We start from the raw sequence: 13,610 nt of genomic DNA on the forward strand, positions 1-13,610 counted from the left end.
CCAATACAGGTTCGGTCCTTCGGCTCCGAGGTCGGGATGCCCACGGTTCCGGAGCTCGCGGAGTGGCTGAAAGAGAAGCGGGGAGAGGAAGCGGACCTCGTCACCTACCGGCTCGAGCAGTCGCTCGATGCCCAGGAGGGCGTGGCGATCCCCGCCGCCGGCGGCGTCTTCTACGGCGAGCGGTGGCGGGAAGCCTTCCTGGGTATGGCAGACGGGGTGCTCGTCGACGAGCCGGGCATCGAGCCGGCCGCCGTGGCCGCGGATGCACGCCGCGTCCGGGCGAGGCACAAGGAGGCCTGGTTCTCCCTCCCCGCCCCCCACCTGCTCGGGTTCCGCGACGCCTACATCGATGATGAAGAGGGATTCTCCGAGACGATCGCGACCGCGTATGCCCGGCTCGCCCGGGAGATGAGGGATGCCGGCGTGCCGGGGCACGTTCTGGTCGCTGAAGAGGCGGACGCGATCGAGCTCGAGGTGCTTGCCGGCAGAAAGATCCTCTTCTTCCCCAGAAACCCGGAGACCTTCGACCTAGAACTGCTGCTCGAGTACCAGAGCGACCTCGTCCTCCCGGCAAGAGACCTTAACCGGGCCCCCGACCTGATGGAGCAGTTCCGCGTCCGGAAGCTCGTCCTGCTCGATCCCGAGAAGGAAGACCTTGCGGCGACGGCCGAACTCATCGACCCGGATATGCTCGAGGTCGGCGGCTACTGCGAGGACGGCTGCCCGGACTACTGGAAGCACCTCGTAGACCGGGCGTTTATTGCGCGATAGACTCCGCCGCTTCCGCAAGGAGGCGGTAGTGGCGGTTCCGTTTTACGAGCCAGAAGAGAAGGCGGTCGAGGAGGCTGAACGTAAACGTGCCCCCGGCCGCGTGGGGGTGGCCGCCGCCGGAGAACTCCCGGGCTATGAGGTGGCTGATCGGGGGGACGGAGCGGATGGAGATGCGGCCGTTTCCCGAGACGACCACCTCGACGTCGGTGCCGAGTTCGTCGCGGATGGCGTGGGCGGTCTCGCTCGGGTAGCCGTAGAGGGGAGCGAACGCGATCCGGTAGCGATCGCCCTCGATGATGGTGGTGTGCCGAAGGCTCTTTCCGATGTCCCGCTCCATCTCCCGGACGATCCCCGCGTACTCGCTCTCGATCCTCGCATCGACGATCGTGCCCCGGACAAGGTTGTCGCGGACGTACTCCCGGCAGCCCTTCCGCATCACCACCTGGCCGAGCATCTTCGACCGGGGGTCCTGGTGCTTCCAGAGGTCGTAGTCGCAGACGACCCGCGCGATCTCCTCCGCCACCGCGTCGCCTGCGGCGAGGTCGCGTGCGACGATCCCGGTGGCGCAGGTGGCGACGTCGACATGGAGGAAGTTCGTCTTCTTCTCGACGGCCCGGATCTCCTCGTCCTTCCAGCGGTGGTGGTCCCGCCACTCGATCCGCCACCCGTTCGACCGTGCTTTGGCGAGCCGCTGCTCGACGCCCTGCTGGTAGCCGATATCCGATATGCTGAGGAGGTCGCCCCGCCCCGGAGAACCGGCCACGGCGTCGAAGAGGGAGAGGAACTTGCCGACCGAAGCCCAGATGGTGAAGACGTCCCCGTACTTCCTCCGGTGAATGGCATCGCTCCCGACGGCGTCGAGGTCGTTGTGCGTGAGATGCACGACCGTCTCCGTCCTCCCGGAGAGCGCCTGCATCAGGTTCGCGCCCCGGCTATCCGACTTCTTATCGCTCCGGCCCATTGGTTATACATCGATGCGGGATGTGATAAACAGGCGGTTTAAGGTCCGCTGCCGTCCCGCCCCTCCGGGAGCACAGAATTTATTAGGGACGACCGACAACACTGTAAGGCAGAAGCCCCTGTAGCTCAGACTGGGAGAGCGCCAGACTGAAGATCTGGTTGTCCCCGGTTCAAATCCGGGCGGGGGCACTCCGAGCAACTTTTCTGACGTCTTCGCTTCTGAAATGATGGAGACTGCAAGAGATTTGCAGAAGGTTCTGTGAGATTATGCTGCAGAACCTATCCCGTCCGGCGGGCGATTGTTCCCGCCCGGTACATCATGCCAGGGTGTAACTGGATTGCGCCCCTTTGGCACGCTGGAAGCGTTCTGCTATCTCGAACCGTTCTGATGTATCAATGAACGATTCGGCCGCCTTGAGCAGCCGCTCTTCGCTATCGATATGGAACTGCACCCGCCGTTTCAGAACCTGAATGGTAGGCACCCATTCCGTTCCAATCTCGATCCGGTCCAGTCGATCCAGGCAGATCCTGATTGAGTTGTGTTCGGCAAGGGAATCTTCGATCCGCTCATACATTTCTGACCTCATCCGCTCGTATATCGTCACTTCCTCACCGTACATATGCGAGTACAGTAATCCCCTGGCGACGCTGTAGGCCTCGGAGGTTGCGCGGCCGTGCACTCCCAGATCGTCCAGCACCTTCATAATCTGCTCGTGATCCTGCCGGATCGCCTCAATAATATCCTGGTCCACATATACTCCCCCGGGTGCCGTCCCTGACACATTAGTCCGAATAGATAACAGTATCGCCCGAGAAGAGCAGGACAATCTCATGCGGCTAAGACTCCATCAGCCTCACCATCGCCGCCACGACCCCGCCGACCTGCCTCTGCCGCCATCACCCGGCGTCACGGCCTTCCGGCTATGCAGATAGCCTATCTACCATTAAGACAGAGAGAATCCGATGCGTGTCAAATTCTGTGGAACAGCCAGCCTTGCGGATATGCGGTGCGCAATCGATGCGGGCTGCGACGCCATGGGGTTCATCATGGGCGTGACCCACCAGAGCAGCGATTTCGTAACGGCGGCAGAAGCCGCGAAGATGATACGTCATCTCCCGCCGTTCATCGAACCGGTCGCGGTCACCCACCTGCAGGAGACGGAGGACCTCATCGGGTTGGTGAAAGAATCGCGCTGCACGACGCTGCAGGTCCAGAACGCCGTCGAACCGTCCGAACTGGACGTCATCCGCTATGCCCTCCCGTACCTCAAGATCGTGAAAGCCGTTCATGTGACGGACGAATCGGCCATCGAGACAGGAAAACTCTATGAGCCTTACGCCGATGCGCTCATCCTCGACACCAGGACAGCGGCGAAGATCGGGGGGACGGGAATCCCTCACGACTGGAATATCAGTGCAAAAATCGTGGCAAACTCGGCAATTCCCGTGATACTCGCAGGAGGGCTCAGGCCGGAGAACGTTAGAGAGGCAATACGGAAGGTCCGCCCGTACGGAGTCGACGTGCATACCGGCGTCAAGAAAGACGGCGTCCGCAACCCGGAAAGAACCCTGGCTTTTGCCCGCGAAGCAAGAAACGCTCTGCTGCAAGATTGAGAGATCGCATCGCCGCCCCGGGTGGTGCCGAAAGGCAAGGCATTTATGCCATCTCCGGTAAGGAATGCCGATGAACGCGCATCCAGGCTGGAGGACCGGGTACGCCGGAACTGCCTACCTTTATCTCAGCCCACATCAGAATCATCTCTTCCGAACATAGCCGGAATATCCGGGAGACCGATCGCGCCATGCACGCAACGAAACCTCCGACTCAATCCGCTCCGGACTTCTCCCTCGACGAAGTCGAGGACGGTCTGCTCCTGCTCGATGCCGGGAGAAGGGTCGTGTGGGTCAACCGGGCCTTTCGCCGCCTCCTATCACTGCCGGACAAGCGGGATCTCTCCGGGGCGGACGGGATGGCGCTCGTCCGCACCCATATCGCACCGCTCATCGCCGATCAGGAAGCAGCCGGGCAGCTGCTCACGGCGCTCCGGGCAGGGACAGCGCTCTGTGGGCTGGAATGCCGGATAGATCCCGCCCGGCGGGTTGTGTGTTCGATACGGGTCCCGGGCGGCGGGACGGTGGCCCTTCTCATCAGCGACATCACCGCGAGGAAGGAGAGTGAGGAGAAGTACCGCCGTCTGGAGCAGGAGCGCAGCCACTACCGGGAACTCTTCGATCTCGCCCCCGACGGCTACTTCGCCTGCGACCCGCGAGGAACGATCCTCGACGTGAACCAGGCGGGAGCCCTCCTCCTCGGCAGGGAGAGGGAGAGCCTGATCGGGACGTCCTGTTGGTCGTATGTCGCCCCGGAGTGCGGGGAGGCCTGCCGGGACCTCGTCGCGCAGCTCTCGAGCGGCCCCTCCGAACCCCTGCGGGGGATCGAGGTGTGGGTCCGGCCGGCGGCCGGAAAGCCCATCCCCGTCTCCCTCTCGGCCACGGCCGTCCTGGACGACCGGGGCGGCCTTACGGAGATCCGGTGGCTCGCCCGGGACATCACACGGAGAAAACGGGCGGATGCGGAGCGGGAGCGGCTGCTCGTCGAAAACCAGTCGCTCGCCGCCGACCTCGCCGAAGAGCGCGACATCCTCCGGACGGTCATGGAGTACACCGACGTCCACCTTGCCTACCTTGATGCCGGGTTCCGGTTCGTCCGCGTGAACACGGCTTACGCGGAGGGGGCCGGGTACGCGAAGGAGGAACTTCTTGGACGAAAACACTTCGACCTCTTCCCGAACCCGGAGAACCAGGCAATCTTTCAGCGTGTGCGGGATACCGGGGAGGCGTTCCGGGTATACGCAAAGCCGTTCGCGTACGTTGACCAGCCCGAACGCGGGACGACCTACTGGGACTGGAGCCTCGTGCCGGTGAAGGACGCGAGGGGAGACGTCCAGGGGCTGGTCTTCTCGCTTGCCGACGTCACGGAGCGGGTACGGGCGGCGGAAGAGGTCAGTATCCGGAACAGGAGGCTTGCCGTCCTGAACGCAGTCATCACCGCGTCGGCATCCGCGTTCACCCTGGACGAGCTGCTCGACAACACGCTTGATGCGGTTCTCGACAACCTCGGATGCGATGTCGGGTCGATCTACATGCTGGAGGGAGGGGATCGGATGCAGGCCGTCCTCCGGTGCCACCGGGGGGTCTCCGAATTCGCCCTCATGCAGAACCGGACACTCAACGTCAGCCATTGGCCCTACAACCGGGTCTTCGTCGCCGGCCAGCCCTGGTTCGTCGAGGAGACAGAGGAAGCGGGTACCCGCGACCGGGACGTGCTTGCGGACTTCGGCGTCGCCTCCCTCGCTTTCATCCCGCTCGTTGCCGAGTCCTCGGTCGTCGGGGCGCTCGTGCTCGGGAGCACCGCCGCCCGTAAGACCTCGCAGGAGGGGCGGCGGCTCCTCGAAGCGGTCGGCCGGGAGCTCGGGGCCGGGGTCCTCCGGGGGATGCTGTACTCCCGGCTCGAGGCGGCGAACCGGGAGGCGAACCTCTACCTGGATATCCTCACTCACGACATCCGGAACGCCGACAACGTCGCGAACATCTACGCCGACCTCCTCATCGACGAGCTCGAGGGAGAACCGGCCCGACACGCCCGGAAACTGAAGGCCGGGATCAAAAAGAGCATCGAGATCACGGCAAACGTCGCCACCATCCGGAAGATCCGCGAGAGACGGGCCGGACCTGTGCCTGTCGATCTCGACAGGGTGATCCGGCAGGAGAACGCCCATTTCCCCGACGCCCGTATCACCTACGACGGACCGCGCGTGACGGTCCTCGCCGACGACCTCCTCCCGGAGATCTTCACGAACCTCATCGGCAACGCCGTCAAACACGGCGGGCCGGACGTCGGGATAGGGATAACGGTCGAGGATGCGGAGGAAGAAGGGATGGTCCAGGTCACCGTCGCCGATACCGGGCCCGGGATCCCGGACGATGCGAAGGAAGCAATGTTCTCCCGGTTCGAGGAGGGGGAGACCCGGGGGAGCGGCCAGGGTCTCGGGCTCCGGATCTGCTGGATGCTCGTGGCCCGCTACGGAGGAAGGATCCGGGTGGAGGACCGGGTGCCGGGCCACCCGGAGGAGGGAGCGGCGTTCCGGTTCACCCTCAGGGAGGCCAGGGGAGGCGACCCACCGGAGCAGAGAGCGTAGGACGCTCTCATGTGCGCTCCCCGGTAACTCATGATATCACGCGAAGGCGCGAAAAGGACTGTCAACACCCATATGCCAGGCCTCGCGGCTCGAAGCCTAAGGCTTCTCACGCTCCGGACGCTGTCCGTCGCACCCTTCGGAACGTCGTTACTCGAAAACGCGAAGCGTTTTCTCGAACTCCGTTCCTTCGGAACGTCGTTTAAAAAAGAGTATTCACCGGGCAGGCACCGCTGCCATGCCCTTCTCCACCCGGCGGGCCATCTCCTGCTTGACCCTCCGGATGTTCTCCGCCTGGTCGCGCTCTGCAAGGTTCGGTCCCGCTTTGCCGACGATCTCCTCGCTCGGGACGCCCTTCGCGTTCATGACGCGCAGGTAGCCGAAACTCGCCCAGCTGTCCGGGAGGTCGCGCATCCGCACATACTCCATGTTGTTCGGCGCAAGGTCGAGTTGAGCATCGATGACGCTGTTGACGTAGTCTTTGTTCTGCTCGAAGACCACCAGGGGCTCGATGACGTCGGCCTTCACGAGGTCCTGGATGTCGCGGCCCTCGATCTTCTTGATGAGCCGCGCACACTCGTTGAAGTGCGTGACCTCCATCTTCGCAAACATCTCCCAGATCCCCTTAATCCTCGGGTCGCTCTCGGTCTCTGCGCACGAGTGGTAGAGGTAGGCCTCGTTGAGTTCCATCATCGCCATCTTCTCGAGCATCGTCTCGTTCGGATCCCCGAGCAGCCCGTACTGGGTCACGTGCTGCTCCTCGATCTCCGCGATCTCTGCGTAGAGCTGCCGCGCGATCTCGTCGGGATACATGAACCCGTGCGACCGGTAGTAGAGCATCGTCTGCTGCTCGGCTGCGGTGATCGTGATGTAGTTCATCTTCGTCTTGATATCGGCCGTATCCTTGTCGTAGTGCTTACGCATCGAGTCAAAGGGGTGGCGGTGCTCGATGCTCGTCGGTCTGCCCGGCTTGACCTCGGTCTTGCCCTGGACGATCACTTCGGGGTCGCCGCCCTCGATGCAGTCGTAGAGGCAGCTGTAGCGGTAGAGGTGGTCGAAGTCCTCGAGCAGTGCAAAGTCCAGCGTCTGCTTTACGTAGGGGTCCGGCTCGTTCTGCGCCAGGTTCGCGGTGAGGTCGACCGCCACCTGCTCGTAACCGAGGGTGGTCTCGATGATCGACTGGTCCGCCGGGTTGAGCCAGTTGACCAGCTCCTGCTGCTGGGAGTCGATCCGGCGCATCAGGGCCATCGCCTTCTTCACCTCGGGGTCCGGGTGCATCCGCTCGATCGCGTGCGACGTGATGACGGCGTTGTTCTCGATACCGTTCATGAGGATGATCCGGGTCCTGGTGTAGGCGTCGACCGCCTTCTTGTCGTAGGGGGGCGGGACCATATCCTTCCAGTTCATGGGCTGCTCTTCGATCGGCATGCCCTCCATATCAAAAGGTCTGAATTGAGCCATCTCATCTTCCTCCGTAACCCCCGCCGGCTCCATCGGCGGGTGCATCTCCGGCAGTACGGCGGCACGGGCGGTGAGCCCTGCGGTCACGCCCGCACCCCGGAAACCCGGGGGTCTCCCACCATACCGGTCACGCCACAAAAACCTAACGGCCGGCGGAAAGGAGGACGAAGAATGCCTTTCCAGGCTGCTCCGACAGAGCACCGGCGACACCGGGCGGATTATCCGGGACGGTACCGTCCCGGATCTTCAGGGAGACCACAAGATATACACCGCCGGAGGTGCGGCTATGGGAGAAGAACGGAGGCGGGCGCACCCTGGTACCAAAGGTTAAGTATGCCGCCTCAAGAGAGATCCCCGGATGGCGACCGGCCATCCGATGACTACCAGACTGCAGGAGGCAAGGACCATGACAGGGAGAGAAGACGACCCCCCCGGCCCCGGGCGGCGGGAGATCGATGAGACAACGGACGATCGGGAGTCCCGGTTCGACAGGGCCGCCCGGAGCAGGGAGGCTTCCGGCAGCCCACCTGTCTCCCGCGAAGGCAGCCACGACTTCCCCGGCCTCTCCGCGGACTTCCGGGTAGATATCCTCGACCACAGGGATGAGGTGATCGTTGTTGCGGAACTGCCCGGCGCCGAGGGGGATGCTATCCGGATCAGCCTGCTCAACCCGCAGACCCTGCGGATAACGGCAAGGCGTGCCGGGCCGGTCGAGGAGGAGCCGGGAGCCTATTCTATCCACGAGCGCGGGAACGGCATCATGAGCCGGCTGATACGCCTGCCCGCGAGCGTAATGGGAGAAGGTGCCGGAACCAGGTTTAAGAACGGTGTTCTCGAAGTGCGCCTGAAGAAGGTGAAGACCGAATCCGGATCGGGAAAGGAGATCCCCATCAGGTGACGGGGGCCGGCGCGGCTCCGGACCGCGCACCGGCTCATACGTATCTCACCGGCCCGTCTCGACCCGCCGGAGCAGACACCCGTCAGTACCGGGCCGCGCACCCTGCCATCCGGGTCGTCACCACCTGCGGGTGGTAGCAGATGACGCTGTCCCGGGCGGTGATCCTCCCGTTGACCACCTGGTCGATGACGGCGAGGTGGTCCTGCACGCCCCGGGGAAGGAGATAATACTCCCGCACGAACTCCCTGCCCCGTGCTCCCATCTCCTCGGCCTTCTCCGGGTTCCGGAGGAGGTGGAGGATCCGGTCGGCGGTCTCCTGGACCGTCGATACCAGGTAGCCGTTCCAGCCGTCGCGAAGCTGGAGCGGTATACCGCCGACGTTCCCGGCGACGACGGGTTTTCCCTTCCAGAGCCCTTCGGTCACCGTCAGCCCGAACCCCTCTTTTATGGACTTCTGGACGATCACGTCCGATGCCCGCTGGAGGGCGTTGATCTCCCGGTGGCTGTCCGGCGGGAGGTCGAGGACGTGGATGTCGGGATCGTCCTCGGCCGTCTCGCGGACCTCGCGCAGGACGATGAAGCACTCCGGGTCGTCGCAAGCACGCCCGCCGACGAGGACGAGCTGGCAGGGGATCTTCTGACGAACCCTTTTGAATGCCTGGATGACACCCACGGGGTCCTTGAAGACATCGTAGCGGGAGACCTGGGTGACGATCGGTTTTGCCGGATCGATGCCGTACTTCTCTATGGTAGCATCGATCTCGGTCAGGGGGAGGTCGCGGTTCTTCTCCGAGAGCGGGTCGATGAACGGCGGGATGATGAAACTTGGCACGTTCCAGAGAGGGAGGTACTGGAAACTGGAGAATACGCTTGCGCTATACTTCTCGACCAGCCGCCGCATGATGTTGCCGATGCTTCCCACGGTCGTGGTGGGAATCGTCTCCAGCTGGACATGACACCGCCAGAGCAGCCTCTTCTGTTTGAGTTCCCTCTTCGTCAGGAACTCGATGAGACCGAGCGGCTGAGGGTCATGGACCGTCACGACATCACAATCGTCCTCAATCAGCCCTTCATTCTGCCGCTGTGCCTCCCAGTAAGTCTCGATCATCGACGATGAGAACCCGTCCCGGCCCTGGAGGAAGTTGTGGAGAGTCTTCGTGACATCGAAGAACGCCGGTTCGGCCTCCATGATGCTCCAGGTCGTCTCGAGGCCGAGCGCGTTGAGGAACGGGACGTACGACATCAGGATCTCTGCGACGCCGCCCCCGTGACGGGTCGAGTTTATCTCCTGCAGCCTGACACCGGAGAGACGCCCGGCAAGTTCCTCGATTGCCGAAAACTGCTTTGCGCCAACGATCCGCTGGTATTCCTTGAGGGACGGATACCCGGGGAGATCCGTAACGATCATGAGAGCAACACTATCCGGTAATACACATCCGGCCGATAAAATGCCTTTCGGTAGGGGGCAGGCGGACCCGGGAGGACGGTCAGGTGGGGGTGCGTCCTAAAAGAGATTATCCGCTTCGGATCTGCGGGGTCCGGTGAACGTCGTCGTCTGCGCGAGAAGAGGCATCCCGGGGAAGGGCTCTCTCCAGCGCAGTCTTCAACTCGGCGAGCGAGATGGGCTTTTCAAGGACACCGACGATGTCATCCGCATACTTCGAATACTCCTCGGGCCAGACATGCTTTGCGGTAAAGAGCAGGACCGGAATGTCCTTGAATTCATCATTTCGCTTCAGTTCTTCCAGGAATTGCCACCCATCTATGGGGGACATCATCACATCGAGTATGATGAGTGCAGGTTTCTCTTTCTTGATCGCCCGCAGGGCATCCCACCCGTTGTGAACCAGAAGCGGTTCACGGTTGATCTTTTTGAGCAGCAGTTCCATTACTTCCAGCGTCGGCAGGTCGTCGTCAACGACCATAATCTTGTTTCCCAAAACTCATACCTCCCTTGGTATCCTGATGGTGAAGGTGCTCCCCTCGCCCACCGCACTCGTCACTGTTATTTCTCCTCCGTGCAACAGGATATACTTGTTTGCGATCGAGAGACCCAGACCGGTTCGGCCATCTTTACGGCCCCGTTTTTCGGTGCTTCCGATGTAGAAGGGCCTGAAGATCGATTCGATGATATCCCCGGGGATACCGATGCCATTATCGCACACCATGATATAATGGTTTTCATTTGATCCCGCATAGCGGATCCATACTTTCTCTGGCGGTTCATTATACTTAACGGCATTTGAAACCAGACACTCCACCGCCATGTAAAGCCGATCGGGATCACCCCAGATACGGACGTCTTCCGGTATTTCATTATAAATCTGAGCTTTCGTATCGTATCCGCCGGCGGAGACGACGGAACCGGCGAGCCTGCGGAGGGGTATATCTTGAATGGTCAGGTCGACGTAATCCATCGTAAGCAGACTCAATTCGACCACCTTCTCCACCACCGCCTGCTCCTGCCCGGCGCACTCGAGGCAGGTCCTGAGGAGTTTCTCCGTCTCCCCGGGGAGACCGTAGTACCCGGGATCCTCGACGATTATCTGGAGGTACCCGATGAGCGGCTGCAGGGGCGTGCGCAGTTCATGGGACAGGGTGGTGACGAGCCCCTTCCACTGGTCGACCTCCCAGGACATCTGCCTGCAGGCAAGTCTCTGCCGCCGCACCTCGGTGGTGTCGCGCGCCGACCCTACGACACCGGAGAGAACGCCGTCCGCCCCGGTATAGGGGGCGACTGTGACGGAGAAGGTGTGCCGGGCATCTGCTATCACCAGATCGAGATCGTACGAGACACTCTTCTGTTCCTCAATCGCCTTCCGAACCTGCTCCATATGCTGGGCGGCAAGATCTTCGGGCAGGAGACAATCCATATCCCGCCCGACGACCTCGTCGGGAGAGAACCCGTAATCGGGGGACCGCAGCCAGGAGAAGTGCAGGATGCGGCCCGCAGTGTCCTGCATGAAGAAGATGTCGTTTGACTGCTGGATGAGTTCCATCAGGCGCCCGTTCGACCGGATGAGGTCCTTGTTCTCGTCCTGGAGCCTGCCGGTATCCACAACCGTGCACTCGAAGAGGTTCTCGGGGACCAGCGCCCGGCAGGAGAGGAGGACCGTCCGGGCGTCGCCATTGTGCGCACGCAGCGTCATCTCCATATTGCCGATGTAGCCTTCCAGCTTCATCTCCTCGATGAACCTGACCTTATCGACCTCATCAGCCCAGATCATCTCGGCCGGGATGCCGACGAGTTCCTGGGCCGTGTAACCGAGTATATCGGCACACTGCCTGCTGGCGCAGACCAGCCGGAGGGTTTCGGAGTCGCAGAGGAACTTTGCATCGCGGGCCTCTTCGACGATCCGCCTGCACCGGGAGGCAATCAGGTTGGAGTCCTGCGAGAAGAGGGTCGTGACCCCGAAGACCCAGAAGAAGATCATCGTGTGCAGCCCCGTCATCACCGGGTCTATGGTGAAACCGAGGACCGACAGATACGTCCGGATGAGCGCGAACCCGGTGATCAGGAATGCGGTCACCCAGAGCCCCTGCCGGGGGAACCAGAGAGCGGCAAGGAGTATGGGAATGCAGTAGATCAGGGGACAGATAAGGTAAGCGCTGTAATCCGGTGCAATAGCCGTGAGCATGAGCGATATCGCTGAAAACGACACTAATACGATCATTTTGACGATATCCGTCCCGGTAAAGAGGTCTTCACGGAAATGGCTCGATAGACACCGGCTTAAGGACATAGAAGATACAAAGAGTATGCCCGGAAGTGATATATATACAATTCTAAATCCTGCAACGAGGAATAGACAATGTTTCCAAAAAAGAAGTATAATTCATGAGTTTAGAGAGCAAATGTCGAACGTTTCCCCTGTCCGGGAAGAGAGGGAGTGCAGGGACCGTAGCAGGCCCCCGTACCGCCCGGAGGAGAGCCTATATGAAGATCGTCGTGTAACCCTAAAATATGCGCCCGTTTGTCTTCGTCAACATCGCCATGAGCGCTGACGGGAAGATCTCGACGAAAGAGCGGCGGCAGGTGAGAATCTCGGGTAGTGAAGATTACTCACGGGTCGACCGGATCAAGGCGGAGAGCGATGCCATTATGGTCGGCATCGGCACCGTGCTCGCCGACAACCCCTCGCTCACCGTCAAGTCCCCGGAACTCCGGGCCGGGCGGAGAGCGGCCGGAATGGATGAGAATCCCATCCGCGTCGTGGTGGACAGCAGAGGGAGGATCCCCCTGGACGCCGATATCCTCCACAAGGGGGCCGGGAAGCGTATCGTCGCCGTCTCAAGCGAGGCCTCTCCCGGAACGGTGGAGGCCCTCAGGCAGCACGCCACCGTCGTCGTCGCCGGCGACGGGACCGTCGATCTGAGGGTCCTGCTCGAAGATCTGCATCGGCAGGGTGTCCGGCGCCTGATGGTCGAGGGGGGCGGGACCCTGATCTGGACGCTTTTTGCACAGGGGCTCGTCGACGAACTCCAGACGTTCATCGGTAACATCGTCATCGGCGGGAAGGATGCCCCCACCCCGGCCGACGGCGCCGGTTTTCTCCGGGAGACGGATTTTGCACGGTTACGCATCATCGAGGCCGTTCGGCTCGACGACGGCCTGCTCGTGCGATGGAAGGTGGAGAGAGCGTGAGGCGGGAGCACCCCGCCCGGTCACCCCCTCAAACGTCGGGAGCGCGGATCTCAAGCCCCGGCCGTTTGCCGGGATGACCGCGCTTCGAACCGGTCAATCAAAAAAAGGATCTGAAGGTTATGGAACCTTTACGATCTCGTCTTTGATCTTGTAAGAACCTCCCGTGATGAGGGAGACGGTAATCTCAACCCTGTTCTCACCCTGTGCGTTCTTGATGATTACATTGTCGCCCTTGATCGGCTGCATCTTCTCGGTGATGACCTCCCCGGTCGATTTGGTCACGCGAAGATCGATGCCGTTCACGAAGTCCTGGCCTTTGCCGCCGTTGAAGGTGATGGTGAGGTCGTGCGTAAAGCGGGAGGGGTACCCGGGCTCGATCCCGAACACAACCTCCCTTTCCGGCGGCACTGTCTGCGTCGGGCCGGGGGCAAGCGAGGCCGCGGTCGTGGGCGCGGGCGTTGCCGTGATCACTGCCGTCTCCCTCGGGGTGGGGCCTTCGGGCTCTCCGGAGCCGGTGCATGCGGCGCAGAACGAAAATGCGAGTAGAAGTACAATCAGAGCAGGTAGCAACCTGAAGTTCATAAAGCATTCATGCACATCAAGGTATTTCACCCTTTCGTCACGCATGCAGCGTGTTCGGCATGCGGCAATCTAAATACCGGGTGTCGCCCCTAACCGG

The 13,610-nt window shown here is 61.8% G+C and carries 12 protein-coding genes and 1 tRNA gene; 6 read left to right on the top strand and 7 right to left on the bottom strand.

Going from position 1 to position 13,610, the window contains the following annotated elements; translation table 11 throughout:
* Positions 1 to 36 precede the first annotated feature (36 nt).
* Positions 37 to 771 (top strand): hypothetical protein, encoded by a 735-nt coding sequence (locus tag DIC75_RS09445; protein ID WP_250987761.1) that lies wholly within the window; start codon positions 37 to 39, stop codon positions 769 to 771.
* On the opposite strand, the gene DIC75_RS09450 is transcribed toward DIC75_RS09445, so the two are convergent.
* Positions 758 to 1,732, bottom strand: a complete 975-nt coding sequence (locus tag DIC75_RS09450; protein ID WP_250987762.1) for a DHH family phosphoesterase — start codon at positions 1,730 to 1,732, stop codon at positions 758 to 760. The two genes, DIC75_RS09445 and DIC75_RS09450, sit on opposite strands and share 14 nt — an antisense overlap.
* Before the next feature lie 114 nt (positions 1,733 to 1,846).
* Here DIC75_RS09450 and DIC75_RS09455 point away from each other — a divergent pair.
* Positions 1,847 to 1,920, top strand: a tRNA-Phe gene (locus tag DIC75_RS09455).
* Positions 1,921 to 2,048: 128 nt separating this feature from the next.
* On the opposite strand, the gene DIC75_RS09460 is transcribed toward DIC75_RS09455, so the two are convergent.
* Positions 2,049 to 2,483, bottom strand: coding sequence for a hemerythrin domain-containing protein (locus DIC75_RS09460; RefSeq protein WP_250987763.1), 435 nt, complete (start codon positions 2,481 to 2,483; stop codon positions 2,049 to 2,051).
* Between the two features lie 211 nt (positions 2,484 to 2,694).
* On the opposite strand from DIC75_RS09460, the gene DIC75_RS09465 reads away from it, so the two are divergent.
* Positions 2,695 to 3,345, top strand: a complete 651-nt coding sequence (locus DIC75_RS09465) for a phosphoribosylanthranilate isomerase (protein WP_250987764.1) — start codon at positions 2,695 to 2,697, stop codon at positions 3,343 to 3,345.
* Positions 3,346 to 3,533: 188 nt separating this feature from the next.
* Positions 3,534 to 5,930 carry a PAS domain S-box protein gene (locus DIC75_RS09470; RefSeq protein WP_250987765.1) on the top strand — a complete coding sequence of 799 codons (2,397 nt, stop codon included), beginning with the start codon at positions 3,534 to 3,536 and terminating at the stop codon, positions 5,928 to 5,930.
* A gap of 213 nt (positions 5,931 to 6,143) precedes the next feature.
* On the opposite strand, the gene DIC75_RS09475 is transcribed toward DIC75_RS09470, so the two are convergent.
* Positions 6,144 to 7,475, bottom strand: a complete 1,332-nt coding sequence (locus DIC75_RS09475) for a hypothetical protein (RefSeq protein WP_250987766.1) — start codon at positions 7,473 to 7,475, stop codon at positions 6,144 to 6,146.
* Between the two features lie 319 nt (positions 7,476 to 7,794).
* Here DIC75_RS09475 and DIC75_RS09480 point away from each other — a divergent pair, with 319 nt between their 5' ends.
* The gene (locus DIC75_RS09480; protein ID WP_250987767.1) at positions 7,795 to 8,286 is read left to right on the top strand and encodes an Hsp20/alpha crystallin family protein; all 492 of its coding nucleotides are present in this window, start codon (positions 7,795 to 7,797) and stop codon (positions 8,284 to 8,286) included.
* A gap of 82 nt (positions 8,287 to 8,368) precedes the next feature.
* Here DIC75_RS09480 and DIC75_RS09485 read toward each other — a convergent pair whose 3' ends face one another.
* From DIC75_RS09485 to DIC75_RS09495, 3 genes are all read right to left on the bottom strand, one after another.
* Entirely contained in the window at positions 8,369 to 9,694 is a 1,326-nt protein-coding gene (locus DIC75_RS09485; RefSeq protein ID WP_250987768.1) for a glycosyltransferase, read from the bottom strand.
* Between the two features lie 106 nt (positions 9,695 to 9,800).
* Positions 9,801 to 10,226 (bottom strand): response regulator, encoded by a 426-nt coding sequence (locus tag DIC75_RS09490; protein WP_250987769.1) that lies wholly within the window; start codon positions 10,224 to 10,226, stop codon positions 9,801 to 9,803.
* A 3-nt stretch (positions 10,227 to 10,229) separates the two neighbouring features.
* Positions 10,230 to 11,960, bottom strand: a complete 1,731-nt coding sequence (locus DIC75_RS09495; protein WP_250987770.1) for a sensor histidine kinase — start codon at positions 11,958 to 11,960, stop codon at positions 10,230 to 10,232.
* 290 nt (positions 11,961 to 12,250) lie between these two features.
* Here DIC75_RS09495 and DIC75_RS09500 point away from each other — a divergent pair, with 290 nt between their 5' ends.
* Entirely contained in the window at positions 12,251 to 12,931 is a 681-nt protein-coding gene (locus tag DIC75_RS09500; protein WP_250987771.1) for a 2,5-diamino-6-(ribosylamino)-4(3H)-pyrimidinone 5'-phosphate reductase, read from the top strand.
* A 117-nt stretch (positions 12,932 to 13,048) separates the two neighbouring features.
* Here DIC75_RS09500 and DIC75_RS09505 read toward each other — a convergent pair whose 3' ends face one another.
* Entirely contained in the window at positions 13,049 to 13,402 is a 354-nt protein-coding gene (locus DIC75_RS09505) for a hypothetical protein (protein WP_250987772.1), read from the bottom strand.
* Positions 13,403 to 13,610: the final 208 nt, after the last annotated feature.

The sequence above is a fragment of the Methanoculleus oceani genome, from assembly GCF_023702065.1.
Taxonomy (GTDB): domain Archaea; phylum Halobacteriota; class Methanomicrobia; order Methanomicrobiales; family Methanoculleaceae; genus Methanoculleus; species Methanoculleus oceani.

Bases quoted from the DNA above. Each gene is read 5' to 3' on its own strand.
- DIC75_RS09450 (WP_250987762.1), bottom strand. From the start codon at position 1,732: ATGGGCCGGAGCGATAAGAAGTCGGATAGCCGGGGCGCGAACCTGATG.
- DIC75_RS09480 (WP_250987767.1), top strand. From the start codon at position 7,795: ATGACAGGGAGAGAAGACGACCCCCCCGGCCCCGGGCGGCGGGAGATC.
- DIC75_RS09445 (WP_250987761.1), top strand. From the start codon at position 37: ATGCCCACGGTTCCGGAGCTCGCGGAGTGGCTGAAAGAGAAGCGGGGA.
- DIC75_RS09485 (WP_250987768.1), bottom strand. From the start codon at position 9,694: ATGATCGTTACGGATCTCCCCGGGTATCCGTCCCTCAAGGAATACCAG.
- DIC75_RS09465 (WP_250987764.1), top strand. From the start codon at position 2,695: ATGCGTGTCAAATTCTGTGGAACAGCCAGCCTTGCGGATATGCGGTGC.
- DIC75_RS09495 (WP_250987770.1), bottom strand. From the start codon at position 11,960: ATGATCGTATTAGTGTCGTTTTCAGCGATATCGCTCATGCTCACGGCT.
- DIC75_RS09470 (WP_250987765.1), top strand. From the start codon at position 3,534: ATGCACGCAACGAAACCTCCGACTCAATCCGCTCCGGACTTCTCCCTC.
- DIC75_RS09500 (WP_250987771.1), top strand. From the start codon at position 12,251: ATGCGCCCGTTTGTCTTCGTCAACATCGCCATGAGCGCTGACGGGAAG.